Origin of the sequence: Streptomyces malaysiensis subsp. malaysiensis (genome assembly GCF_040653035.1) — a bacterium.
Classification (GTDB): domain Bacteria; phylum Actinomycetota; class Actinomycetes; order Streptomycetales; family Streptomycetaceae; genus Streptomyces; species Streptomyces malaysiensis.
In genome coordinates, this window is record NZ_JBEZNG010000002.1 from 449,814 (window position 1) to 473,383 (window position 23,570).

23 protein-coding genes are annotated in these 23,570 nt (G+C 69.1%); 15 read left to right on the plus strand and 8 right to left on the minus strand.

The annotated features are described in order from the left end of the window. Nucleotides 1-27: 27 nt before the first annotated feature. The 8 genes from AB0E24_RS06215 (at nucleotide 28) to AB0E24_RS06250 (ending at nucleotide 10,801) form a co-directional block, all read left to right on the plus strand. Nucleotides 28-1,383 carry an MFS transporter gene (locus AB0E24_RS06215; protein ID WP_174882848.1) on the plus strand — a complete coding sequence of 452 codons (1,356 nt, stop codon included), beginning with the start codon at nucleotides 28-30 and terminating at the stop codon, nucleotides 1,381-1,383. A gap of 11 nt (nucleotides 1,384-1,394) precedes the next feature. Beyond that, nucleotides 1,395-2,834: an FAD-dependent oxidoreductase gene (locus AB0E24_RS06220; protein WP_359375088.1), complete on the plus strand. Its 1,440-nt coding sequence runs from the start codon at nucleotides 1,395-1,397 to the stop codon at nucleotides 2,832-2,834. 207 nt (nucleotides 2,835-3,041) lie between these two features. Beyond that, the gene (locus AB0E24_RS06225; RefSeq protein WP_359375089.1) at nucleotides 3,042-4,448 is read left to right on the plus strand and encodes an FAD-binding oxidoreductase; all 1,407 of its coding nucleotides are present in this window, start codon (nucleotides 3,042-3,044) and stop codon (nucleotides 4,446-4,448) included. Between the two features lie 93 nt (nucleotides 4,449-4,541). Then, a complete protein-coding gene (locus AB0E24_RS06230; RefSeq protein WP_347231377.1) occupies nucleotides 4,542-5,870 on the plus strand; it encodes an MFS transporter in 1,329 nt (442 codons plus the stop codon). 382 nt (nucleotides 5,871-6,252) lie between these two features. Continuing rightward, the gene (locus AB0E24_RS06235; protein WP_359375090.1) at nucleotides 6,253-7,254 is read left to right on the plus strand and encodes a LacI family DNA-binding transcriptional regulator; all 1,002 of its coding nucleotides are present in this window, start codon (nucleotides 6,253-6,255) and stop codon (nucleotides 7,252-7,254) included. 264 nt (nucleotides 7,255-7,518) lie between these two features. Then, nucleotides 7,519-8,310, plus strand: a complete 792-nt coding sequence (locus AB0E24_RS06240; protein WP_093700873.1) for an aldolase/citrate lyase family protein — start codon at nucleotides 7,519-7,521, stop codon at nucleotides 8,308-8,310. After that, the gene (locus AB0E24_RS06245; RefSeq protein ID WP_359375091.1) at nucleotides 8,307-9,245 is read left to right on the plus strand and encodes a 2-hydroxyacid dehydrogenase; all 939 of its coding nucleotides are present in this window, start codon (nucleotides 8,307-8,309) and stop codon (nucleotides 9,243-9,245) included. Before AB0E24_RS06240 ends, AB0E24_RS06245 begins: the two co-directional genes overlap by 4 nt. 59 nt (nucleotides 9,246-9,304) lie before the next feature. Further along, a complete protein-coding gene (locus AB0E24_RS06250; protein WP_359375092.1) occupies nucleotides 9,305-10,801 on the plus strand; it encodes an MFS transporter in 1,497 nt (498 codons plus the stop codon). Nucleotides 10,802-11,166: 365 nt separating this feature from the next. On the opposite strand, the gene AB0E24_RS06255 is transcribed toward AB0E24_RS06250, so the two are convergent. The 4 genes from AB0E24_RS06255 to AB0E24_RS06270 form a co-directional block, all read right to left on the minus strand. Beyond that, nucleotides 11,167-11,415 (minus strand): hypothetical protein, encoded by a 249-nt coding sequence (locus AB0E24_RS06255; protein ID WP_359375093.1) that lies wholly within the window; start codon nucleotides 11,413-11,415, stop codon nucleotides 11,167-11,169. 162 nt (nucleotides 11,416-11,577) lie between these two features. Beyond that, complete coding sequence (locus AB0E24_RS06260; RefSeq protein ID WP_359375094.1) at nucleotides 11,578-12,270, minus strand: SDR family NAD(P)-dependent oxidoreductase; 693 nt, start codon at nucleotides 12,268-12,270, stop codon at nucleotides 11,578-11,580. 152 nt (nucleotides 12,271-12,422) lie between these two features. Continuing rightward, a complete protein-coding gene (locus tag AB0E24_RS06265) occupies nucleotides 12,423-13,256 on the minus strand; it encodes a helix-turn-helix transcriptional regulator (RefSeq protein WP_069862728.1) in 834 nt (277 codons plus the stop codon). A gap of 190 nt (nucleotides 13,257-13,446) precedes the next feature. Beyond that, nucleotides 13,447-14,334: a TIGR03619 family F420-dependent LLM class oxidoreductase gene (locus tag AB0E24_RS06270; RefSeq protein WP_285903522.1), complete on the minus strand. Its 888-nt coding sequence runs from the start codon at nucleotides 14,332-14,334 to the stop codon at nucleotides 13,447-13,449. A gap of 605 nt (nucleotides 14,335-14,939) precedes the next feature. Here AB0E24_RS06270 and AB0E24_RS06275 point away from each other — a divergent pair. The 7 genes from AB0E24_RS06275 to AB0E24_RS06305 all read left to right on the plus strand — a co-directional run bounded on the left by AB0E24_RS06275 (nucleotide 14,940) and on the right by AB0E24_RS06305 (nucleotide 19,859). Beyond that, nucleotides 14,940-15,125, plus strand: a complete 186-nt coding sequence (locus tag AB0E24_RS06275; RefSeq protein WP_359375095.1) for a hypothetical protein — start codon at nucleotides 14,940-14,942, stop codon at nucleotides 15,123-15,125. 38 nt (nucleotides 15,126-15,163) lie between these two features. Continuing rightward, nucleotides 15,164-15,892, plus strand: a complete 729-nt coding sequence (locus AB0E24_RS06280; protein WP_359375096.1) for a PIG-L deacetylase family protein — start codon at nucleotides 15,164-15,166, stop codon at nucleotides 15,890-15,892. Further along, on the plus strand, nucleotides 15,889-16,617 hold the full coding sequence (locus AB0E24_RS06285) for a 4-carboxy-4-hydroxy-2-oxoadipate aldolase/oxaloacetate decarboxylase (RefSeq protein ID WP_232635912.1): 729 nt from the start codon (nucleotides 15,889-15,891) through the stop codon (nucleotides 16,615-16,617). Before AB0E24_RS06280 ends, AB0E24_RS06285 begins: the two co-directional genes overlap by 4 nt. Then, nucleotides 16,617-17,324: an alpha/beta fold hydrolase gene (locus tag AB0E24_RS06290; protein WP_174882837.1), complete on the plus strand. Its 708-nt coding sequence runs from the start codon at nucleotides 16,617-16,619 to the stop codon at nucleotides 17,322-17,324. Before AB0E24_RS06285 ends, AB0E24_RS06290 begins: the two co-directional genes overlap by 1 nt. Before the next feature lie 31 nt (nucleotides 17,325-17,355). Further along, the gene (locus AB0E24_RS06295) at nucleotides 17,356-17,631 is read left to right on the plus strand and encodes a muconolactone Delta-isomerase family protein (protein ID WP_359375097.1); all 276 of its coding nucleotides are present in this window, start codon (nucleotides 17,356-17,358) and stop codon (nucleotides 17,629-17,631) included. Then, on the plus strand, nucleotides 17,631-18,377 hold the full coding sequence (locus tag AB0E24_RS06300; protein WP_079255995.1) for an SDR family NAD(P)-dependent oxidoreductase: 747 nt from the start codon (nucleotides 17,631-17,633) through the stop codon (nucleotides 18,375-18,377). Before AB0E24_RS06295 ends, AB0E24_RS06300 begins: the two co-directional genes overlap by 1 nt. A 111-nt stretch (nucleotides 18,378-18,488) precedes the next feature. Further along, nucleotides 18,489-19,859, plus strand: a complete 1,371-nt coding sequence (locus tag AB0E24_RS06305; protein ID WP_359375098.1) for an MFS transporter — start codon at nucleotides 18,489-18,491, stop codon at nucleotides 19,857-19,859. A gap of 270 nt (nucleotides 19,860-20,129) precedes the next feature. On the opposite strand, the gene AB0E24_RS06310 is transcribed toward AB0E24_RS06305, so the two are convergent. The 4 genes from AB0E24_RS06310 to AB0E24_RS06325 all read right to left on the minus strand — a co-directional run bounded on the left by AB0E24_RS06310 (nucleotide 20,130) and on the right by AB0E24_RS06325 (nucleotide 23,569). Then, nucleotides 20,130-20,774, minus strand: a complete 645-nt coding sequence (locus tag AB0E24_RS06310) for a cyclodeaminase/cyclohydrolase family protein (protein WP_359375099.1) — start codon at nucleotides 20,772-20,774, stop codon at nucleotides 20,130-20,132. After that, on the minus strand, nucleotides 20,771-21,643 hold the full coding sequence (gene purU / locus AB0E24_RS06315; RefSeq protein WP_359375100.1) for a formyltetrahydrofolate deformylase: 873 nt from the start codon (nucleotides 21,641-21,643) through the stop codon (nucleotides 20,771-20,773). Before purU ends, AB0E24_RS06310 begins: the two co-directional genes overlap by 4 nt. Then, the gene (locus AB0E24_RS06320) at nucleotides 21,640-22,596 is read right to left on the minus strand and encodes a bifunctional 5,10-methylenetetrahydrofolate dehydrogenase/5,10-methenyltetrahydrofolate cyclohydrolase (RefSeq protein WP_251769836.1); all 957 of its coding nucleotides are present in this window, start codon (nucleotides 22,594-22,596) and stop codon (nucleotides 21,640-21,642) included. The genes purU and AB0E24_RS06320 overlap by 4 nt, the downstream gene beginning before the upstream one ends. Before the next feature lie 100 nt (nucleotides 22,597-22,696). Then, a complete protein-coding gene (locus tag AB0E24_RS06325) occupies nucleotides 22,697-23,569 on the minus strand; it encodes a methylenetetrahydrofolate reductase (protein ID WP_359375101.1) in 873 nt (290 codons plus the stop codon). Nucleotide 23,570: the final 1 nt, after the last annotated feature.

Here is a 23,570-nt window from a genome sequence, read left to right on the forward strand (position 1 = left end):
CCCCCGTCAGCACAACGAGGTGACAACGTGTCAGTGGAGAACAGCCACCGGGTACTCCGGCAGCAGGCCGAGCCCGCCCATCCTCCGGCACGGCCGAAGGGCAAGAACCTACGCTGGGCGGTGATCGGCGCCATCACGGTTCTGACGATCACCAACTACCTGGACCGCGGAAACCTCTCGGTGGCGGCTCCGCTGATCGCGGACGACCTCGGCTTCAGCAACACCGAGACAGGGCTGATCCTCTCCGCCTTCATCTGGCCCTACGCGATCATGAACTTGCCGGCCGGCTGGGCGGTCGACCGGTGGGGGCCCCGCCTCCTGATGACCCTGGCCGCCGGGCTGTGGTCCGTCGCGGGAGCACTCACCGGCGCGGCCCGGAGCGTAAGCATGTTCCTCGGACTGCGGGTAGTGCTCGGCGTAGCCGAGGCCCCGCTGTTCCCTGGGGCGCTGAAGGCGACCAGCGAGTGGTTCCCGGAGCACGAAAAAGCCCGGGCCACCAGCATCTACATCGCCGCGACCCAGGTGGGCCTGGCTATCGCGCCGCCGATCACCACGGCGTTGATGATCGCGTTCGGCTGGCAGCTGATGTTCGTCATCGTCGGCCTGCTCGGGTTCGTGGGCGTCATCGGCTGGATGGCCGTATACCGCCGTCCCGAGGACCACCCCCGGCTCAGCGCCGAGGAACGCATCTACATCGAGAAGGACCGTGGGGAGCGTGCGGACCGGCAGGAGCAGCGGGCCGGACAGCCGACGGTGAGCGGGTCCGCGGGAGGTGACTGGGCGCGGCTGTTCCGGTACCCAACGATCTGGGCGATGATGCTCGGCGCGTTCTGCCTCCAGTACGTGTTCTGGTTTTACATCACCTGGCTGCCTGGCTATCTGGAGTCGGCTCAGCATTTCTCCATCACGACGGCCGGCCTGGTCTCGGCGCTGCCGTACGTCGCCGGCGGGATCGCGGTGATCATCGGTGGCCGGTTCTCCGACATGCTGGTCAAGCGGGGCATGCTCGCCATGCACGCGCGGCGGCGGACCATCGCCGGTGGCGCGCTCCTCACAGGGCTCGCCCTGCTGGGGACGGCCTTCAGCAACGGTCCGGTCGCCGCGGTCACGATGCTCACCCTCGGCATGTTCGCCTACAGCCTGACCACGGCCTCCTACTGGGCCCTCGCCGCGGATGTGGTGAGCACCGACCGCTTGGTCGGCTCCGTCGGCAGCATCCAGAACTTCGCCGGTTTCCTGGGCGGGGCATTCGCGCCCATCGCCACGGGGATGATCGTCGACCGGTTCGGCGGCTTCGTTCCGGCACTGATCATCGCGGCGGCGCTGCTGGTGGTGACGTCCGTGATGTACGGCGGTTTCGTCAACCGCCGTCTTCCCCTGTGAGGAGTGCCCGCATGGTGAACAACGGTGTCCGGTCCGAGGCTGGTCGGGCGGCCGAGGCAGAGGAGGTGGACGTACTGGTCGCCGGTGGCGGCTCGGCGGGAGTGGCGGCCGCGTGCAGCGCTGCCGAGGAGGGTGCCCGCACCGTCTTGGTGGAGGCGTCGGGATCCGTCGGCGGCACCCTTGCCTGGCAGTATCTGGAGCACTCGGCCGGCTTCCATAGCGTCACCGGCAACCAGGTGGTGGCGGGCTGGGCCCAGCGGCTGGTCGACCGGCTGGCCGCGAACGGGGCCTCCCCTGGCCACATCCGGGACGACGTCGGCTACACCGCGAGCCGCACCCCCGTCGACCACGCCGAACTGGCGCTGACCGAGTCGATGATGCTGGCGGAGGTGGGCGCGTCGGTGTGGACGGAGTCCGCGGTCACCGCCGTCACCCGCGGAGCGGACGGCCGGCTCGCCGAGGCGGCCGTGCACACTCCCGACGGGCCGCGCACCGTGCGAGCGGCGACGGTCATCGACGCCACCGGGGACGCCGCCGTGGCCGCTCTCGCCGGTGCGCCGATGCAGTCCGACACGGCCGCGACGCAGCCGGTGTCCCTGTCGTTCAAGCTCGGCTCCGTCGAAGTACCGGAGCTGCTGGCCTACTTGCGCGAGCGTCCCGAGGAATTGCGTCCGGGCAGCGTCATCGGCGAGGACACCGCCGCACACGCCAACATCTGGGGTCTACGCACGCTGCTGACCGAAGGGCACCGTGACGGCCTGCTCAGCCTGCGCCGCGCCGAATTGCACCTGGCGGCGTGGGCCCGGCGCCGTGAGGTCGTGGTCAACGTGACCCGTACGGCGGTTGGGGACGGCACATCACCCGCGTGGCGTGGTACAGCACATGCTCACCTCAGCCGCCAGGTGCTGGAGTTCGTGCGGTGGTTCCGCGAGCGCGTTCCGGGGTTCGCCGACTGTCATCTCACCGCGGTGGCCGACCGGGTCGGGGTACGGGAGTCCCGGCGGGTGCTCGGTACGTACACGATCCGCGGTGACGATGTCCGGGGCGGTGCCGTCTTCGCCGACGCCATCGGGTGCGGAGCGTTTCCGATCGACGTGCACGCCGCGGACACCCCGACGTTGTCGCACACCGACAGCGTGGGCGCCGGTTACGAGATCCCGCTGGGCGCCCTGCTCGTACCCGACGTGCCGAACTTACTGGTCGCGGGGCGCTGCCTGTCGAGCGACCACGAGGCCAACGGCTCGCTGCGCATCACCGCCACGTGCTTCGTCACCGGGGAGGCCGCCGGTGTCGCCGCCGCGCAGGCTGCCGCAAAGGCCGTCGACCCGGGTGAGCTGGACGTGCGGTACGTTCGCGACCGCCTCGCGGAGCGCGGAGCGAGGATCCGGCTGCCGCGCGGTAATGCCACCGGTGAGGCCGGACGCGGGGTCCCTCCCAGCCATCAGGGGTGACGAGCGGGCCGACGGGGTGTCGTCGGGCAGGTGACCCGGTCCCTGCCATCGCCAACTCCCGCCTTGGCAAGCCGTGGTCGGGCTTCTCGCCGTCCCGCCGGAAGCCACACATCGATGGTGACGTTCCCCGGCCGCTGCCATGCGCGGCGCACGACCCCCGGCCGTCCCGAGCCCGAGGTCCCCACTCCGACTGTCCATGGAGCGATCATGACCGTCCCGGACGCCCGATCCACTACCGCCGATGAACACGCCGTGGCCGAGCTACGCCGTCTGCTGGGTGGCCGCGTAGTGGTCACGGACCCCGACATCCTGCGTTCCCACTCCCGCGACCACGCGCCGTTCTGCGCGGCGGGCACCGCGCTCGCGCTCGTGCGGGCGCGAACCAAGGAAGACGTGGCCCTGACCCTTCGGGCTGCCAACGAGCTGCGCGTCCCGGTGATTCCGCAGGGTGCCAGGACGGGACTGGCCGGTGCGGCGAACGCCGTCGACGGGTGCGTGCTGCTCTCCCTGGAAAAGATGGACCGCATCCTCGACATCAGCGCAGTCGACCACACGGCGGTGGTCCAACCGGGCGTGCGGAACGCGGTGCTGTCCCGAGCCGTCGCGGAACAGGGGCTGTTCTATCCGCCGGATCCCTCGTCCTGGGAGGACTCCACGATCGGCGGCAACGCCGCTACGAACGCCGGTGGTCTGTGCTGCGTCAAGTACGGGGTCACCGGAGACTTCGTCCGGGGCCTGGAAGCCGTCCTCGCCGACGGCACAACGATCCGGACCGGGCGGCGGACGGCGAAGGGGGTGGCCGGGTACGACTTCACTCGGCTGCTGGTCGGTTCGGAGGGCACGCTCGCGGTCATCACCGAACTCACCCTGGCGCTGCGGCCCGCGGCCGAGGCCGCCCTGACCGCGGTCGCCTTCTTCTCCGACGTGGCGCACGCCTGCGCGACCGTGACCGACTACATGGCCACCGGTGTCGGGCCCTCGATGCTGGAGCTGATGGACGAGCCCAGCATCCAAGCGGTACGCAGATACCGCGACCTGGGGTTCCCCGAGGGCGCCGGGGCCATGCTCATCACACAGTCGGACCGCGGTCCGCGAGCCCCGGAGGACCTGCGAGTCTTCGCTGAAATCGCCGAACGGCACGGCGGCGATGCACTGGTGGCCACCGATGCCACCGAGGCGGCCATGCTGCTCGAGGGCCGGCGCAGCGTCGGCTACGCACAGGAGCTGCTGGGCTCGTTCCTCTCCGAGGATGTGTGCGTGCCCCGGTCGCGTCTTATCGAGCTGGTGCGCGGGGTCGCCGTGATCTCCGAACGGCACGACGTCCTCATCACCTGCACCGGCCACGCCGGGGACGGGAACATGCACCCCACCGTGGTGTTCGACGCCTCCGACCCCGACCAGGTCTCCCGGGCCCGGCTGGCCTTCGACGATGTCATGCGGCTCGGTCTGGACCTCGACGGCACCATCACTGGCGAGCACGGTGTGGGCCTGGTGAAACGCTCCTGGCTCGCAAAGGAACTCGGGCCCCGGAGCCTGGCCCTGCACCGCGGCGTCAAACGGCTCTTCGACCCGAACGGAATCCTCAACCCCGGCAAGGTCATCACACCCCGCTGACCCCCTTCTCTCCCCCGCTGGGTCCCATCCCCCCTGCTTCACCCTCCCCGTCCCCTTCCGGCCCGCTCCGGTTCAAGCACAGCGAGGTGCTCCATGGACGCCGACACACGGCATGACACGACGCCCACGAAGAACACCAGAGCGCGCGGCGTGCTGCTGGCACTGCTCTTCGTCATCACCGCCCTGAACTACCTGGACCGCTCCAACCTTTCCGTGGCGATGCCCCACATCAAGGAGGAGTTCGGGCTCAGCGCGACCGAGCAGGGGCTGCTGCTGTCGTCCTTCTCGTGGGCCTATGTCATCGCGCAGTTGCCCGCGGGCTGGGCGGTCGACCGCTTCGGCGTCCGGGTCTCCTACGCCTTGTCCATCCTGGCCTGGTCACTTGTCACCGCCGCCACGTCGTTGGCCCGGGGGTTCGCCTCGCTACTCGGTCTGCGGATGGCGCTGGGGATCGCCGAGTCGCCGGCCTATCCGGCCAATAACAAGCTGGTCACCACCATGATCCCGTCGTCACAGCGGGCACGGGCCACGGCGACGTACCTGGCGGGCCAGTACCTGGGGCTGACCATCGCGCTGCCGTTCCTCTCCTGGCTCGTGGCGGTCGCAGGCTGGCGGTCGGTCTTCCTCGTCACCGGGCTGATGGGCGCGGTGGCGGTCTGGCTCTGGAACCGCTTCGGGCCCCGGCCCACCCCGGCGGGAGAAAGTACGACGGAGGCATCCCCGGAGGAGGAACGCTCGGTCGAGGCTCAGCCAGTCGACCGGAAAGACGTGGGTTACCTGTTGCGCAAGAAGCGGCTGTGGGGACTGTACGTCAGCCAGTTTTGCAGCAACGGCTCGATGTGGTTCTTCCTGACCTGGTTCCCCAGCTATCTGACGGAACAGAAGCACCTCGACTTCCTCAAGGCCGGCTTCGTCGGCACCTTTCCGTACATCGCCGCGCTCTGCGGTGTCATCCTCAGTGGCTTTCTCTCCGACCACCTGCTCAAGCGCGGGATGAGCAGGACCTGGGCGAGGAAGCTCCCCATTATGGTCGGGTTCGCCCTGTGCGGGGTGATCGTCACGGCGAACTACACCGACAGCGTGCCGCTCGTCATCACCATCATGTCCGTCGCCTTCTTCGCCCAGGGCCTCGCGGCCATCGGCTGGACGCTCGCCTCCGAGATCGCTCCGGTGCGGATGATGGGACTCGCGGGCGGTGTGTTCAACTTCTTCACCAACCTCGGCGGGGCGGTCGTGCCCGTGGTGATCGGGGTGATCCTCGACGCCACCGGCAGTTTCAACGGCGCGCTCGCCTTTGTCTCACTCCTCTCGATCCTCGGTCTGCTCTCCTATGCCCTCCTCATCGACCGGGTCGAGCGCCTTGACCCGGACGCCGAGGCGGCGTCGGCCGGCCCGGCCGGTCCCGGCGGAGGGACCGAGTAGGATCGCGCAGATCGAACGGCTCAGGACCAAGGTCACCGAGCTAAAAGAGCGCCTGGCTCGGCGGGACGAGACCATAGCGGAGCTCACCCCGTTCAAGGAGCTCGTGGTCTCGCGCTTGGCCGCGCAGTGCTGACTGGCTCCATCGGGGGGCGTGCGGCCCCCATGGCGGCCGCGTCACCGGGTTCAAGGATCCCGACTCCGTCGATCTCCTTGCGCATCTATCGACGCCGGCCATGGCACTGTCGATACCCTCGATCAGATCCAGACCAGCCGCTGTGGCATGGACTCGCTTGCTGCGCTCGTCCCGTGGTGCGGGGCCGGTGCGATGATTGCCGCTAGTGTTTTGCGCGCTTTCGCATCGACGTGGACGAAAGGTTGACGCATGCCCGGGGCTGCTTCGCTCGCGGCGGTCGCCGCAGCTGCCGGTGTGTCCGTCGCGACGGCGTCCAAGGCGCTCAACGATCGCCCGCGAGTCAGCCCCACCACCCGGGCACGCGTCGTGGCCGCGGCGGAACGCCTCGGATACGTCCCCCGGCAGGGTGCGCGCCGCTTCAAACTCGGCGGCACGGTCGGCATCATCGCGAGCGATCTCGCCGGACGGTTCGCCCTGCCGATCATGATGGGAGCGGAGGACGCGTTCGGACTCGGCGCCATCTCGATCGTGATGTGCGATGCACGAGGCGACGCCATCCGGGAACGGCACCATCTGCGGGCCCTCGTCGAGCGGCACGTCGACGGCATCATCGTGCTCGGCAGCATTTCCACGGAACGGGCGAGTCTCGGGAGCATGTTCGATGTGCCGCTCGTCTACGCGTACGCACCCTCGAGCGCGCCCGAGGACACCTCCGTCGACGCCGGCCACGAGCAGGCCGGCACCATGGCCGCCGAGCACCTTGTCCAGGCCGGCGCCACCAAGGTCGGGATTATCGCCGGGGATCCCCGCGTCCGCGCGACGGCGCAGCGGTCGAACGCCGCCCGCAGGCACCTCGCCGCGGCGGGCGTCGAGATCGTCGGCGGGGTCGTCCACACCGGCACGTACTCCGAGACCTGGGGCCGCACAGCGGCACGGGCGATGACCGGACGCACGCCCGACATCGACGGGTTCCTCTGCGGGAACGACCAGATCGCGCGCGGCGTGCTCGACGTGCTTCGCGACCTCGGGTGGGACGTCCCCGGACGAGCCCGCGTGATCGGGCACGACAACTGGCTGGACATGGCCGAGTCGACGCGGCCGCCGCTCACGTCGGTCGACATGCACCTCGAACAACTCGGCAGGCTCTCGGCCGGACTGCTGCTGCGGGCCATCGACGGCGACCCGCGGCCGGGCATGCACCGGGTCGAGCCGAGCCTGGTGGTGCGCGGCTCCACGATGCGCACGGGCTGAGGCCCCGGCCCGCGCCGCGAGCGAAAGAACACGCGAAACTTCGCCAGGGGTCTGCCGCCGCCCGGATCGCGTTCGTACGCTCTCGGTCGTGAGTCGCGATACCGGGTCACGCAGGTCACGCAGACGCGGCGACCGGCCGGTACCCAGTGCGACCGTACCCGTGACACGCCGTGCGCCGGCGCCGTCCACCGTGCCCTGAGGCCGGGACGGCGTCGTTCGCGGCGTGCCGCCGCGGCTCCCCCCATCGACGAGAGGAACCGGCCCATGCGCCCCAACCCCATCCGCGACAAGTTCGCCGGCGGAGCGCCGACCATCGCAACCCGCGTGTTCCTGCCGGACCCGGCGGTCACCGAGGCGGTCGGGCAGACCGGGGTGTTCGACTACGTCGAGTTCCTGGCCGAGTACAACGCCTTCACCCTCCACGATCTCGACAACATCGGCCGCGCAGCAGAACTGCACGGACTCGGCACGATGATCAAACTCGACTACGAGCACGCCCACTACCTGGCCCAGCGCGCCGTCGGGTCCGGTTTCAGCGGCGTCCTGTTCGCGGATATGCGGACCCGGCAGGACGTCGAGCGGGCCGTCGGGTCCGTTCGCCCGGACACCCCGGAGCACGCCGGCACATACGGGGCCGCGGCCCGCCGCAACGCCCGCCCGAACTACGGCGGCGGCCGGGAGTATGTCACGAGCGTCGCCGAGACCGTCGTCGGTGTCATGATCGAGAAGCGGGAGAGCTTCGACGACCTCGACGCCCTGCTCTCGGTCCCGGGCGTCGACTTCGTGCAGTGGGGCCCCACGGACTTCCGGATGAGCTCGGGCGGCACCGCCGCCGAGATCGACCGGGCCCGCAGCGAGCTGTTCGACACTTGCGACCGCAACGGCGTGCCGGCCAGGATCGAGCTCGCCGACCTCGGCGAGTTCAGCGATCTGTGCGCGCGGGGCTTCCGGCACTTCTCCCTGGGCATCGACGTCGAGATGCTGTTCACGGCGTGGAAGCAGCTCGGCACCGAGGCCCGCGGGATCCTACAGGCATCGACGGCGGTGCTCTCGTGACGTTTCGGATCGGGTCCACCGTCGTACTGCCGGCCCGGTCCATGGCCAGGCTCGAGGATCTGGGCGTCGACCTTGTCCCCGTCGAGAGCGTATCCGGCCTCACCGCACTGACCAACATCGACGCGGCCATCGTCACCATCACCGACCCCGTCGGTGGCGAAGCCGTGGCCGCGCTGCGCGACGCCGGGACGCGGCTCATCGCGAACGTCGGAGTCGGGTACAACAACATCGACGTCTCCACGGCGGCCGCGGCCGGTATCACGGTGACGAACACGCCGGACGTCCTCACCGACGCCACGGCCGACATCACGATGGCACTCCTCCTCGACACCACCCGACGGGTGACCGAGGGCGACCGGCTCGTCCGCAGCGGGAAACCGTGGTCGTGGGCGTTCGACTTCATGTGGGGCAGCTCGCTCGCCGGGAAGCGCCTGGGCATCGTCGGCTACGGACGCATCGGCGAGGCGGTCGCCCACCGGGCCCGCGCCTTCGGGATGACTGTCGCGTCCTCTTCCCGCCGCCCACGCACCGAGCCGGACGTCGAATGGATGAGCCTGGACCGGCTGTTCGCAGAGTCGGACGTCGTCTCGCTGCACTGCCCGCTCACCGACGACACCCGACACCTGGTCGACGCTGCCCGCCTGCGGTCGATGAAGAAGACCGCGGTACTCATCAACACGGCGCGTGGCCCCGTCGTCGACGAGGCGGCACTCGTCGACGCCCTGCGCGCCGGCACCATCGGCGCCGCCGGACTGGACGTCTACGAGCACGAGCCGCTGCTCGCCCCAGGACTCGCCGAGCTGGCGAACGTGACGTTGGCGCCGCACCTCGGTTCCGCGACGCGGGAGACGCGCGAGGCGATGGCCGACCTCGCGGTCCGAAACGTCGTCGCGCTGTGTCTGGGAGCCGACCTCCTCACCCCCATAGCCGTCTGACGGCACGGCCGACCAGGCCATCAGGCACGATCACCCATGCAATGAAGTGCGGAGCCATCATGACCAATCCCCCTTTGTCCGCAGTGCCCTGGTACCGGGAAGTGTCCCGCCGTCAGTGGAAGATGTTCGGCGCGTCGTGGCTCGGCTACATGCTCGACGGCTTCGACTTCGTGCTCATCACCCTCGTGCTGACGGACATCTCCGACGAGTTCGGACTCACCGGCGTGCAGGCGGCGAGCCTCGTCTCTGCCGCGTTCGTCAGCCGGTGGTTCGGCGGTCTCGCGATCGGCGCGATCGGCGACCGGTTCGGCCGGCGGACCGCGATGGTCACGAGTATCCTGCTGTTCTCGCTCGGCTCCCTCGCCTGCGCCGTCGCCCCGTCGTACGGCACCCTCTTCGCCGCCAGACTCGTCATCGGTCTCGGGATGGCGGGCGAGTACGGTGCGAGTTCCACCTACGTCATCGAGGCGTGGCCCCAGCGCCTCAAGAACAAGGCGAGCGGCTTCCTCATCTCGGGCGCCGCGATCGGCACCGTGCTTGCCGGTCAGGTCTTCCGGTTCGTCGTTCCGGAGTTCGGCTGGCGCGCGCTGTTCGTCATCGGGCTCGCCCCGATCGCCCTCACCCTGTGGCTGCGCCGGAGCCTGCCCGAGCCCGAGGACTGGGAGCGGGCCCGACGCCGCAGCGCGGCAACGGACGCCGTCACCGCGCCGAACGTCTTCGCGGTGCTGTTCAAGCGCCGGCTCCGGGTCGTCAACACGATCACCGCGATCGTCGCGATGGGGCTCCTCATGCTCGTCTTCACCGGCCGGCTGAACGGCCCGGCAGTAGCCGGCGCCGCGATCCTCATCGCCGCGGTGTTCGTGTCCTACATGGTTCAGTTCGGCGGGCGCCGGTGGCCACTCATCGTCGCGGTGACGGTGACCGTCCTGGCGGCGTTCCTGTACTCATGGCCCATCCAGGCCCTGCTGCCGACCTACGCGGCGTCCGAACTGCACCACGACCCGGCACAGATCTCCGGCGTGGTGTTCTTCGCGGGGTTCGGCGCGGCCGTCGGCTGCTGTGTCGCGGGGTTCACCGGTGACAGGTTCGGCACCCGGTGGGCGTACGTGGGCAGCCTCCTCCTGTCGCAGTTCCTCATCTTCCCGGTATTCGCGATCGGCGGGACCCAGCTCGCCGTACTCGGGGTGCTGCTGTTCCTGCAACAGCTGTTCGGGCAGGGCATCTCCGGCCTCCTCCCCAAGTGGATCGGCGGATTCTTCCCGACCGAGCAGCGCGCCGCGGGCTTGGGCTTCACCTACAACGTCGGGGCCCTCGGTGGTGCGATCGCTCCGGTGCTCGGCGCCGCCATCGCCGAAAACTTCTCGCTCGGTGTGGCGCTGTCGACGCTCTCGTTCTCGCTGACCTTCGTTGTCATCCTGCTCATCGGGTTCAACGTCCCCGCACGGGTGCAACGCCGGATCCACCCGAGCGCGTCACTGCCGACGGACTTCACCAACGACGGACTCCTTGGCGTCGATCAGCCCGTCCCGGCCCGGGTAGCGAAACCAGCGCTATGAGCACCCGACTCCAGCTCCGCGTCTTCGTCCCGCCGCTGTCCGGCCCCGCCCAGAGGTCGTTTCCTCTCGTTGTCTCATCCTGGAATCCGCGGTTGGTGAGGCGCCCGCCGGGTCCACAGCGCAGAGGAAGTCCGCAGCGGCCGAGTTGGACTCGATCAGATAGGCAGGCGACGGCCGCCGAGCGGGCACCGCGTGGTGTCCCGGTCGAGGGAGACCGGCCCCTCGCCGAGGAGCCGCTCCAGCACGCCACCGCGGTCTGCGGCCAGGGCCACTCCCAATGCCGCGGGCGACCCACTCGCCGGACTTGCCCGTCCGCAGTTCCTGGGCGTGCCCGGCCAGCAGGGCGATGTCGGCAGCCGCAGCCATCACCAGATACTCCTGCGGTTGGGCCCCCAGTCCACGCCGGCGAGTTGTTCGGGCTGGTCGACCCGGAGCACCCCACCTCCACCGGCGGCGGGGACTTCCCTCAGCTCTTGGCGGGAGAGCACTCGGCGGATGCAGAGCTGGAGCACAAGCAGGGCCTGCTCACCGGTGAGGACGAGCGGCTCCCCGGCGGTGGGGCCGTCCGGGACGATCAGGTACTCGGAGACCCAGTCCACGATCTGCGAGCCCAAGGTTGGTAGCTCGCCTGGATAGTTCGAGCCCCACGACACCCCCGGAACAACCCCCTAGGGTTTCACCCCGGGATCGGCGCAGACGGTTCGGTCGGGGATCGGGCGGCGGTGCCGCGGCCCAGCGGCTGGCCGACGACGAACTCCCCCCGGACGGGAGCAGGTTCACCACGGGAGGTTCCCGGATCGGTCGATGAACTGTCCCGTCGGCCCGTCCGGGCCGATCGTCGCCAAGGTCACGATGGACTCCGCGCCGTCGGCGACGCTGTGTCCGAGGCCGCCGGTGAAGTCGGTCGCGGTCTGCCCGGGGTCTGCGGCGTTGACCTTCACATCCTTGAGTTCCTTGGCGTACTGAGTCGTGAGCATCGTGACCGCGGCCTTCGAGGCGCAGTAGAGGGGCAGGGCATACTGCGACTCGATCCGCACCGGGTCCTGGGTCATGCCGAAGGAGCCCATCCCGCTGGACACGTTGACGAGGACGGGGTTCGGCGACTTGCGCAGCAGCGGGAGGAAGGCGTGCGTGACGCGCACGATCCCGACGACGTTCACGTCGAGCACGGCGCTCACGTCGGCCGCGGTGTACTCCTCGACGGGGCCGACCTTGCCGAGTACGCCGGCGTTGTTGACCAGGACGTCGATCGTTCCCTCATGCGCGGCGACGTCCGCGGCCGCGGCCCGGACCGAGGCGTCGTCGGTCACGTCGATCTGAACGAACCGGGCGCCGAGCGACTCGGCCGCGGCCCGACCGCGCTCACCGTGGCGGGCACCGAGGAGGACGGTGTGCCCCGCCTCGACGAGGCGACGAGCGGTTTCAAAACCGAGGGACTTGTTGGCCCCGGTGATGAATGTGGTGGTCATGCTGGCTCCTCCTGGTCCGAACAGCACGGTCGTGCGCTGTTCACGCACTCCATGCTGGGTCCCCGGGAGGGTTGGCGGGAGCTACGGGACTTCCTGGTACCGCGCGTACCACCCAGCGGCCTGGTCCACCGGACGAGGCGGAACGCGGGCCTTCATCCCTGAGGAGACATCCTCTGGACCCCAAGGGCCGCAAGGAATTCGAGTTTGCTACGGGCGTCAGTGCCTGGCTGCGGCGTGTACACCACGAGGCGGAGGTTCGTGTCCTGGGTGTTGAGGATGTCGGAGTTCATGGCGATGTCTCCGACATCCGGGTGCTGGACGAGTTTGTGCGCACTCTGGTGACCGCCCACCGCTCGGCGGCTCCACAACTCGCAGAACCGTGGGCTGAGGTTCAGCCTTGATACCAACGCCGCGAGGTCGGGATCGTCGGGGTACCGGCTCGTCGTCGCGCGCAGGTCGGCGACGAGGGACTCCTCGAACGCCGCCCGATCGGCCGCCGTCTGCCGGACCCGGGGCAGCTCACCCAGGAACTGCCAGACCAGGACGTTGCGGTCCCCCACACCGCGGACCGTGGGATCGCCGAACACGGCCGCGAACAGCGGATTCCAGTGCAGCAACTGCCAGGTGGCGTCGTAGATCGCCAACGGGTTGCCGGCGAGCTGGTCCACGATCCGGTACAGGCTCCCTGGAATCATTCGCGGAACCCGGCTCGGATCCGCTGCATGACCAGCCATGCGCATAAGGTGAGCGCTCTCGTCGTCGGACAGGCGCAGGGCGCGAGCCAGGGCCGAGCAGACCTGCGCCGAGGGTGTCGCCACCCGTCCCTGCTCCAGCCGGACCACGTACTCGACAGAGATGCCGGCCAGCGTCGCCAGCTCCGCGCGTCGCAGACCGGGGACCCGACGGGGTGAGCCGTGTGCGAAGCCCACCGTCGCGGGGTCCAGCCGGTCCCGCCACGCCCGCAGCGCGGCACCGAGTTGATTCATGCACACGATCCTCCCGCACACCCCGCCCCGCTGGGTGGTACGCGCTGTACAGGGTCCGTGGCGGTCGTCCTGTGGGGTGACCGAGGACCGCGACACGGCGTCCTGTCCGTCACCGCACGGTGTCTGCCGAGAGGCTTGTGATCGCCGTCTGAAGCACTCAACCATCCTGGCAGCGTGACCGGGGCCACGATCAGCGCACAGGGGCCTGGCTGGTCATTTTTGGGTGTGCCCCGGCAGCCACGTCAGACCCAGCGAGGTACGGAGCGGCCTCGGGCCGGGCGGCGAGCGCACGCATCCGCTCGCCGGCGCTGTTGGCCTCACCGCTGAACCAGACAGCGAGACGTTCGGCGCCGACAGCGGCCCAGCTGTCGAGCGTGGCCGCGGTCGCCGCGACGGCCTCGGCCGCAGGACCGTCACCCATTCCGATCCGGGCCTCGACGCCAACCGGTCGGCCCGCCAGTTCGCGCAGTCGGGCGGCTCGCTCGGCGAACGCCTCCGGTGTCAGGGCGAACGCTTGCCACCGGTCCCCGACAGCGGCGGCGCGGCGCAAGGCGGCATCGGAGGTGCCGCCGACCAACAACGGCACCGGCCGAGCGGGAGCGAAATGGCCCCCCGGATGGCCGTAGTGGGGGTCCTCGAAAGGGGCGCCGCCAGTCGTGTGCAGGTCCCGGATGAGACGCAGGGCACTGGTGGTACGAGCACCACGGGTGGTGAAGTCGGCTCCGGTGGCATCGAATTCGTACTTCTCCCAGCCTGCGCCGACACCCAGTACGAAGCGGTCGCCGCTCAGCGCGGCGAGAGTGGCGGCCTGCTTGGCGACCACGAACGGATTCCGGAGCGGCAGGATGAGCACCGAGGTCCCGAGCTCGATCCGCTCGGTGACAGCGGCGAGGTGAGCCAGTGTCACCAGAGCGTCGTGCGGGCCCCCGTACTGGGCACCGAACGGCTTCGGAGGCAGCAGGTGATCCGGAAGCCAGACACCTCCATACCCCAACTCCTCTGCGGAGCGGGCGAGTTCTACGAGGCGGCGGGGGTCGGCATCGGCCTGCTCCGCCGGCAGCACAGCATGAAGTTCCATATGTTTCAGTATTCCGCAGGATCGCCCAGGGATAGCACCACGCCCAAGCCCTCCTCTGCCTCGCCAGACGCCGGGCCGACGTGCTCTTCGCGATGCTCCGCGATGGCACCGTCCACCAACCACCAGTACACCCCTGCAATGCCGGGCGGCGCAGGCGGAACTGCCGCCGACGGGGACATCGTCGCTGTCGGTACTCCGGGCCGACCGCAAAGCATCGTGCCGGCACCTCGATAGGCGGCTGCCTTACGGCATCGGGCACCGGCAATGGTGCCACCGGCAAGACTTGTAGCATCGACCGGTCACGCAGGTGATCCAGCAACTGGCTCATGGCCCACCTGCTGGACTGATCAGCCACCTGGCAGGTCGGACAGCACGGCGTCGACCAGGTGGTCCGGATCCGCAAGCGCGGCAAGGTCGACCAACCACACGCCGCGGCGTCCCTTCTGAAAATCGCCCACGCGGCTGCGACATATGACGTAGCTGCGGCAGGACAAGACTCCGCGTCAATCCGGTCATTAGCGAGTTACCTGTCTTCGCAGACCTCTTTAGCGTCAGTCTCGTCGCCCTCCTGAACGCACGGTGGGCATCGGCAACGCTGCGAGGAGATGATCGAATCTGAAGTCCTGCTCCGAAGCACCCGCGGCACCCGCGGCACCCGCGAGACGGAAGTCCTCGACGGCGAGTTCGACCACCGTGACGCCGTCCTCACCGACGACGAGACGGCGGCCAACGACACGACGATGATCCGCGTGTCACGCGCCAAGAACGGCCGCCTCGTCCTCGATCTCTGACCCCCGCCGAACGGCCAAGAAAGGTGACGGCTACAGACATGACCCTCGAGAAGCGCCCCTCCATCCAAGTGATCAGCGCGCACTCCGGAGACTTCGTATGGCGCGCGGGCGGAACGCTCGCCCTGTACGCGGAACGCGGCTACGACGTCCGAATCGTCTGCCTCAGCTACGGCGAGCGCGGCGAGTCCCAGGGCCTGTGGAAGCAGGACGGGATGACATTGGAAGGCGCCAAGGCAGGACGCCGCGCCGAAGCCGAGGCCGCCGCCGAGGCGCTGGGCGCGAGCATCACCTTCCTCGACCTGGGCGACTACCCGCTGCGCATCGACCCCGAGGCACTGGATCGCATCGTCGCCGAGATGCGTGCCGCACAGCCCGAGGTCCTCCTGACCCACGTGGCCTCGGACCCCTACAATCGCGACCACAACGCCGCACACGAGGCGACGCTGCTGGCCCGGCAGGTCGCCCAAGCGGCCGGACACGACCGCTCCACCAGCCCGATCGGGGCACCGCAGGTGGTGCAGTTCGAACCCCACCAGCCCGAGCAGTGCGGCTTCGTCCCCAACCTGCTGCTGGACATCACCTCCGTCTTCGACCGCAAGCGCAAGGCCATGGAGTGCATGGGCGCGCAGTCCCACCTGGTGCAGTACTACACCGACCTGGGCCTGCGCCGCGGCGTTCAGGCGGTCCGCAACGGCGGCGCCAAGACCATCGTGCAGGCCGAGGCATACCAGCGTGTCTTCCCGATCGTCGGGAGAGAACTGCGATGACGCCGGCGCACAGCGGACCCGTCATCGTCCGCACCAGCCGCGGCCCCTCCGACCACGTCGTCACAGCACTCGCCAAGAGCGGCGTCGCGACCGCTCACGAAGCCTTTGGACGGCGCGGACTGCTCGGCCCCGAACTGCGACCCATCTACCCGGGCGCGCGCATCGCGGGCCGCGCGGTGACGGTCCTGTCCCACCCGGGCGACAACCTCATGATCCACGCCTGCATCGAACAGTGCCGCGAGGGCGACGTGCTCGTGGTAGCGACCACATCCCGGTCCACCGACGGCATGTTCGGCGAGCTGTTCGCGACACAACTGCTGCACCGCAAGGTCCGCGGACTGGTCATCGACGCCGGAGTCCGCGACGTCGCCGACCTCACCGCCCTGGGCTTCCCCGCCTGGTCACGTGCGGTGCACGCGCAGGGAACAGCCAAGGCAGTGCCCGGCTCCGTCAACGTGCCGGTCGTCGTCGCCGGACAACTGATACATCCCGGCGACGTCATCGTGGCGGATGACGACGGTGTCCTGTGCGTCCCGCTGGCCCAGAGCGAGCAAGTCGTCGAGGCATGCGCCCGCCGCGAGGCCAACGAGGAGGCCAAGCGTCTGCGCTTCCGCGAGGGAGAACTCGGGATCGACATCTACAACATGCGTCCTCTTCTCGAACAGCTCGGCGTGCGCTACGTCGACGCCGCAGACGACGCCTCCACCTCTGAGAAGGACTCTTGATGAGTACATTCGTTCTCGTCCACGGTGCCTGGCACGGCGGCTGGGCCTGGCAGCGCGTGACCCCCGCGCTCCGCGCCGCCGGCCACGAGGTCCACACGCCGACGCTGACCGGCCTGTCCGACCGCGCCCACTCGCTCCACCCGCAGGTCGGACTGTCCACCCATATACAAGACGTCGTGTCCCTCATCGAGGCGTACGACGCCCGCGACGTCATCCTCGTCGGGCACAGCTACGCCGGCCAGGTGATCACCGGTGTGGCCGACCGCATCCCGGGCCGACTGTCCAAGCGGATCCACCTCGACGGCTTCGTCGGTGACGACGGCGACGCCGCCCTCGACCTGCTCCCTCCGGCGATCGCAGGCCACTACCGCGAAGGTGCTGCCGGCCCGGGATTCGGCTGGCTGATCCCGGTTCGCTCCCTGGCCAAGCTCGGCGTCACCGACCAGGCGGACATCGACTGGCTCACACCCAGGCTGACGCCGCAGCCGTATCTCACCTACACCGAGCCTCTGCGTCTGACCGGCAAGGGCGAGCAGGTCCCTGCCGCCTTCATCGAGTGCGTGGACTGGATGCGCGTGTTCACACCGCAGGCGGAGAAGGCGGCGGCACGCGGCTGGCCCACCTACGAGATCGCCACCGGCCACGAGGCCATGGTCACCGCTCCCGACGAACTCGCCGCGCTGCTGATGGACGGCGCAGCCGGCTGACCCGCCCCCTGCCATCGCCGAGGAGAACATTGTGGAGTTTCTGGTCCGCACGGAGAACCTGCTGCCCCACGACACCCCCGAAGAGGTCCGCGACCAGCTGAAGAAGGGCGAGCGAGAGCGGGCCATGCAACTGCGCGAAGCGGGCATTCTCAAGCGGCTCTGGCGAGTGCCCGGACGCAACGCCACCGTCGGCCTGTACGAAGCCGAAGACCCCGCCGCCCTGCACGACGCGCTGACCTCCCTGCCCATGTGGAAGTGGATGGACATCACCGTCGAAGCACTCGCCACACACCCCCAGGAGAGGTAGTGAGCCATCGCCTCGCCGGCGTGACCGCGGTCGTCACCGGCGCCGCCGGCGGACTCGGCACCGCAATCGCGACCCGCCTCGCCGACGAAGGCGCATCCGTAGCCGCCCTCGACCTCCACCGGAACCACAACCCCTACCCAGGCGAGGGACCGGGCAGCATCTCGACCTGGACCTGCGACATCACTGACCGCACCGCCATACGGACGACCGTCACCCAGGTCGCCGACCACCTCGGCGGCATCGACGTCCTCGTCAACAACGCCGGCTTGCTCTCCGGACGAAGCAGCCTCCTCAACGCCACATCAGAGGACCTGCACCGCTACTACGCCGTGAACGCCGTCGGACCACTGCTCATGGTCCAAACCTGCTTCCCCTACCTGCGGGACAGCGCCCACCGAGGCCGCGTCATCAACGTCGCCTCACGAACGTTCTTCACCGGAGCGCCCGGCCAGATCGCATACATCGCCAGCAAGGGGGCGCTCATCGGGATGACCCGCGTCATGGCCCGTGAACTCGGCGAACACCGAATCTGCGTGAACGCCGTCATGCCCGCGCAGATCGCCACACCAGGCACTCGCGCGCATTCAGACGACGAGGTCTTCGCACGGACCATGGCTCAACAGGCCATTCAGGAGTTCGTGTCCCCCGAAGACTTCGCCGGCCTCGTTGCCTTCCTCGCGTCAGCCGACGGGCGCCTGGTCACCGGCCAGTCACTCGTCTGCGACGGAGGCAGCCTTCTCCGCTGAAAGACCCGCGTGATCGGCGTCGCCCACGCCCGAGTACATCGGCGGGCGACGCCCCCGCCCCCTCCCCACAGGTCCGGTCCCGCACCGATATCCGCTCAATGAGGAGCCGCCATGTCCATCAGCCCACCAGCCCCGGGGAACGCCGCGGCCGGCCGCAAGGCCGGCACGGTGGCACTCGCCAGCTACATCGGCACAACGGTCGAGTGGTACGACTTCTTCATCTACGGTGTCGCGGCGACGCTCGTCTTCCGCACCGAGTTCTTCCCCGGCTTCTCCGACCTGGCCGGCACCCTCGCCTCCCTCGGAACCTTCGCGGTCGGGTTCATCGCACGCCCCCTCGGCGGCGTGGTGATGGGCCATTTCGGCGACCGAGTCGGCCGTAAGTCGATGCTGGTCGTCTCCCTGCTCATGATGGGCATCGCGACGACGCTGATCGGCCTCATCCCGACCTACGACACGATCGGAGCCTGGGCACCCATCCTCCTGATCGTCCTACGCCTGGTCCAGGGCGTCGGCGTCGGCGTCGGCGGCGAATGGGCCGGAGCCGTCCTGATGGCCGTCGAGAACGCTCCTCCCAAGCGCCGCTCCCTCTACGGCTGCTTCCCGCAGCTGGGACTGCCGTCGGGGATCCTGCTCTCGCAACTTGCCTTCCTGCTCCTCACCGGCGTCATGTCCGCCGAGTCCTTCACCGCATGGGGCTGGCGCATCGCCTTCCTGTCCAGCTCCCTGCTCATCGTCGTCGGCCTCCTCATCCGGCTGCGTATCGAGGAAAGCTCCGACTTCGAAAAGGTCCGAGACGCGGGACAGGTCGAGAAGCTGCCCGTGGTGGAGGTATTCAGACGCAGCTCCCTGCAAATCCTGGTCGGATCACTGGCGTCCATCGCGGCCCCCGCGATCGGCTACATCGTCTCCGTCTACATGGTCTCCTACGGCACCAAGACCCTCGGATTGCCGACCCCGACGATGCTCTGGATCCTTGTCTCGGTCAGCGGGGCCTGGATCGTGATGATGCTCGTCTCCGGGCTCGCGGGCGATCGCTTCGGCCGCAAGGCCACCTTCACCTTCGGCGCCGCGGTCGGCGTGCTGTGGGCATTCCCCATGTTCTGGCTCGTCGACACCGGATCCATCGCCCTGATCGTCATAGCCCTGATCGGCATCACCGCCGCCAACTCCATCATGGCAGGCCCGCAGCCCGCCCTGATCACGGAGATGTTCCCCATTCGTCTGCGCTACAGCGGAGCCTCCATCAGCTACACCTTCGCCTCCATTCTCGGCGGTGGGGTGGCGCCCTTGCTGGCCACGGCCCTGTTCGCTGAGTACGGCACCAGCGCGGCGGTCTCCGTGCTCATCGCTGTGATCTGCCTGACAAGCCTGTGCGCCATCCTCGCAGCGAGCCGCAAGGTCCTCTACGCCGAAGAACCTGCCGCCGTCCCGACGACGTCCCGCACACTCCGCCCCCTCGTGGATGACACCACGACCTGATCCCTCTGCACGCCGGCGGAGGAGCAGACACCTGCCCCTCCGCCGGCGGCTGGTACGCAGCCGCAACAGTCGCATCAACCGGCGCTGACGACCGGGTCCCGCGACACTCCGCACCACCGCAACTGCCCCTGACGGGTGGGCCCGCGGCGGCAAGGGCGGACGAGCCCGCAGAACCACAGGTTCTGCCGGCCGATCACTCGACGGTGTGCCCGGGCGCTCGCCCCGTCCTCCGCTCGCCCGGGCCCGACCGGGTGCCCGCCGCCCTGGGCGTTATCTCAGTGCCTCACGCACCGAACGCTCCACGGCAGCGGCGCGGACGGTGAGGTCGTCCACCTGAGCCAAGGTGTCGAGGAGAGCTTGTCGGACCGGTTCGTCGCGGATGCCGCCGAGGTTGATCTCAACGTTGAGCCGGGCCGTGGTGGCTGCGGCCCGGGCCGCCTCGCCGGCCGCAGCGACATCGGTGATGACGTTGGGGTTCGCCACGGGCAGGAGCTCCTCCGCGAGCGACATCAAAGAGGTGGCGAGCCGGATGACACCGGCCGGCGGACTCGCGGCTCGAGCGAGCGCGGCGGCAATGGCCGCCGTTCGCCGTTCCTTGTCCTCGTGCGTGTCACGGGGCAGGCCGTAGGCATCGGTCACCGCGGTGAATGCCGCGACGTCGTCGGCGGCGAGTCGCATGGCGATGGCGCGCTCCGCCTCAGACGCCCGGAGGACGTTCTTCACGACGTCAGCTGCCGCGGCGTACTTCTTGCCGGTGGTGTAGCGGGCGACCATGCTCAGGAGCGCTGCCGCCTGGGCCGCGTGCAGGGCCGCCGTCGCGCCGCCGCCCGGCGCGGGCACCCGGGCGGCCAGATCGTCAAGGAACGCTCCGACTGTCTGCTGTCCGAGGGTGACCCCGGTTGTCTGCCCGGTCATGGGAAGACGACGGTCCGGTTGCCGATGACTGCGACCCTGTTCTCGCTGTGCCAGCGAACGGCGCGGGCCAACGCACGGGTTTCGGCCTCACGACTGCGGGCAGCGAGCTGGTCCGGGCTGAGGGAGTGGTCCACGCGGATCAGCTCCTGCTCGATGATCGGGCCTTCGTCGAGGTCGGCGGTCACGTAGTGCGCGGTTGCGCCGATGAACTTCACGCCACGCGCGTGCGCCTGGTGGTAGGGCTTGGCGCCCTTGAAGCTCGGCAGCATGGAGTGGTGGATGTTGATGGCCCGGCCGGCGAGCTGCTTGCAGAGCGTGTCGGACAGGATCTGCATGTATCGCGCCAGGATGACGAGGTCGATGTCTTCGTCACGGACCAGGTCCAGAAGGGCGGCCTCGGCCTGCGGCTTGGTGTCCTTCGTCAGAGGGATGTGGCGGAACGGCACGCCGTAGCTGTCGGCGATGCGGCCCAGGTCAGGGTGGTTGGAGACGACCGCCACGATGTCGAGGTTGAGCTCGCCGATGGAGTTGCGGAAGAGCAGGTCGTTCAGGCAGTGCGCGAACTTGCTCACCATGATGACGGTGCGCAGCCGCTGAGCGGCGTCGGCCAGCTGCCACGTCATGTCGAACCTGCCGGCCAGCGGCTCGATCTCCTGGCGAAGGGCGTCGAAGTCGAGCGAGGAGCCGTCGACGTGGGCGAACTCGACACGCATGAAGAAGATGCCGCTGGTTGAGCTGCCGAACTGCTGGCTCTGCACGATGGTGCACTTCTCCTGCATCAGCAGCTCGCTGACCGCGTGCACGATGCCGGGGGCGTCCGGGCACGAGAGCAGAAGCACGCCGCGCTGGGCGGCGGTGGGCGGGGTCATGACTCCTCCATGAGCGCTGGAATCGGGGTGGCAAAGGAGAGCACGTCGTCGACGGGAAGGCATGCAAGGAGGTGGGCGGCACGCACGGTGTTGCGCAGCAGCCAAACGTCGGTCACCGGTCCCACGCCCCCGGGCACGGGGGTGATGGCGCGGACTCGCGGAGCGACGGAGGCGTAGTCGACGTCACCGACCATGCGCACGCGGCCGTCGGCGTCCGTCCGGGGATTGATGCCGACATCGATGACGACGGCGTTCTCGCTGACGTGCTCCGTCTTGATGAGCCCGGCCTTGCCGGCGGCGACGATCAGGACGTCGGCCCATCGTGTGTGGCGTCCGATACCGGTTGTGCGGTCGGCCCACTCATCGACGGACTGGACTGTTGCCTGCCGTTCGTAGCCCAGGGAGATGGCCGGCTTGCCCACATTGTTGGATCGGCCGACGACCACGATCAGCGAACGGTGGTAGAAGTCTGCGCGGTTCTCTCCGACCGAATCGAGCCAGGTGTCGAGCAGGTGGAACACCGAGGCGGCGGTGGAGGGGATGAAGCGGGGCACTCCGAGGGCGAGGAGACCGGCGTTCTCCGGATGGACCGCCTCGATGTCCTTGCGCGGGTCGATCGCGCGGAAGACGGTTGCCTCGTCGATATGGGCCGGCAGCGGCCGCAGGACGAGGATGCCGGACACGGAGGAGTCGTTGTTCAGCTTCTCGATCAGACGGATGACGTCGTCCTGAGGGGTGTCCGCCGGCAGCGGGTGCGGTCGGTGGGGAACGCCCAGTTCTGCGGCCAAGCGGCGGATACGGCGCTCGTAGGCGGAGGCCCCGTACTGGTCACCGATGAGGATCGTGGCCAGTCCGATGGGCAGTCCGTCCTGCTGGAGGCGCGACACATCGGCCGGCAGGGTCGCCTTGAGCGCGTGGGCGCAGGCACGCCCGTCGATGACCTGGGCACTCATGGATGGTGCAACTCCTCAGGTTGGGGCCCCGCGGGCCGGCCGGTTGTGCGGTACACAGCCGGCCCACGGGTGGACGGGAACGCCGGCAGCGGGGTAGCGGTCAGGTCAGGCGGGCGAGCCATGCCTTGCGCCAGGCTTCGGTGCTGTCCAGGTCGTTGAAGGTGAAGACGTGGAAGCCCCGCAGGTTGTTGTCCTGCTCGGCGAAGGCCGACGTCAGCTTCTGGATCAGCTTGTTCGGGCTGTAGCCGCCGGGCAGGAAGAACCGCCAGAACATGGTCTGCTGTTTCTTCAGGAAGCGCGCGGACTGGCCGAGGCCGAGGCCCGCCGACACCCGGATCAGCTTCTGCCTGCTGATGGCTCCCGGAATGCCGACCCGGATGGGCAGCGTGATACCCCGGTCCTGTGCCTTGCGCGCCCACCGGATGGTGGTGTCGGCGTCGAAGCAGAGCTGGGTGATGATCAGGTCGGCGTAGGGCGCCTTGCTCTCCAGGGCCCGCTCGATCAGCTCGTCACTGATCGAGCCGTGCCCCTCCGGATAGCCTCCGATGCCGATGGAGGAGAACGGGTGGCCGAGGTCCCGCAGCCCCTGAAGCAGGCTCAGCGCGTCCGTGTAGTCGCCGACCGGCTCGGCGGCGTCACCGCCGATGCAGAACAGCCGGTCGATGCCGCTGTCACGCAGCTGGTCCACGATGTCGGACAGATGCGCCCGGTCGCGCACCAGCCGTGCGGCGATGTGCGGCGCCGCCGAGTACCCCTGCTTGCTCAGGGAGGCAGCCAGGTCGATGGTCGGTCCCAGGCCCTTGGCCTCGGTCGTGGTCACCGTGAGCGCCACGTCCGAGGGAACGTGCGCCAGCACCTTCTCCTCGGCGCTCTTGAACGGCAGGATCTCGTAGGTCGCGTTGCGCAGCGCGTGCGCTACTGCTGCCCTGGCGGTCCGCGGAGCAGAGCCTTCCTGGTCCGTTGCCAGTGTCATC

Excerpts from the sequence above, each read along its gene's own strand:
- AB0E24_RS06310 (WP_359375099.1), bottom strand. The coding sequence starts at position 20,774 with ATGACCGGGCAGACAACCGGGGTCACCCTCGGACAGCAGACAGTCGGA.
- AB0E24_RS06220 (WP_359375088.1), top strand. The coding sequence starts at position 1,395 with ATGGTGAACAACGGTGTCCGGTCCGAGGCTGGTCGGGCGGCCGAGGCA.
- AB0E24_RS06260 (WP_359375094.1), bottom strand. The coding sequence starts at position 12,270 with ATGACCACCACATTCATCACCGGGGCCAACAAGTCCCTCGGTTTTGAA.
- AB0E24_RS06320 (WP_251769836.1), bottom strand. The coding sequence starts at position 22,596 with ATGAGTGCCCAGGTCATCGACGGGCGTGCCTGCGCCCACGCGCTCAAG.
- AB0E24_RS06235 (WP_359375090.1), top strand. The coding sequence starts at position 6,253 with ATGCCCGGGGCTGCTTCGCTCGCGGCGGTCGCCGCAGCTGCCGGTGTG.
- purU (WP_359375100.1), bottom strand. The coding sequence starts at position 21,643 with ATGACCCCGCCCACCGCCGCCCAGCGCGGCGTGCTTCTGCTCTCGTGC.
- AB0E24_RS06305 (WP_359375098.1), top strand. The coding sequence starts at position 18,489 with ATGTCCATCAGCCCACCAGCCCCGGGGAACGCCGCGGCCGGCCGCAAG.
- AB0E24_RS06290 (WP_174882837.1), top strand. The coding sequence starts at position 16,617 with ATGAGTACATTCGTTCTCGTCCACGGTGCCTGGCACGGCGGCTGGGCC.
- AB0E24_RS06250 (WP_359375092.1), top strand. The coding sequence starts at position 9,305 with ATGACCAATCCCCCTTTGTCCGCAGTGCCCTGGTACCGGGAAGTGTCC.
- AB0E24_RS06230 (WP_347231377.1), top strand. The coding sequence starts at position 4,542 with ATGGACGCCGACACACGGCATGACACGACGCCCACGAAGAACACCAGA.
- AB0E24_RS06265 (WP_069862728.1), bottom strand. The coding sequence starts at position 13,256 with ATGAATCAACTCGGTGCCGCGCTGCGGGCGTGGCGGGACCGGCTGGAC.
- AB0E24_RS06275 (WP_359375095.1), top strand. The coding sequence starts at position 14,940 with ATGATCGAATCTGAAGTCCTGCTCCGAAGCACCCGCGGCACCCGCGGC.
- AB0E24_RS06285 (WP_232635912.1), top strand. The coding sequence starts at position 15,889 with ATGACGCCGGCGCACAGCGGACCCGTCATCGTCCGCACCAGCCGCGGC.
- AB0E24_RS06325 (WP_359375101.1), bottom strand. The coding sequence starts at position 23,569 with ATGACACTGGCAACGGACCAGGAAGGCTCTGCTCCGCGGACCGCCAGG.
- AB0E24_RS06270 (WP_285903522.1), bottom strand. The coding sequence starts at position 14,334 with ATGGAACTTCATGCTGTGCTGCCGGCGGAGCAGGCCGATGCCGACCCC.
- AB0E24_RS06240 (WP_093700873.1), top strand. The coding sequence starts at position 7,519 with ATGCGCCCCAACCCCATCCGCGACAAGTTCGCCGGCGGAGCGCCGACC.
- AB0E24_RS06280 (WP_359375096.1), top strand. The coding sequence starts at position 15,164 with ATGACCCTCGAGAAGCGCCCCTCCATCCAAGTGATCAGCGCGCACTCC.
- AB0E24_RS06225 (WP_359375089.1), top strand. The coding sequence starts at position 3,042 with ATGACCGTCCCGGACGCCCGATCCACTACCGCCGATGAACACGCCGTG.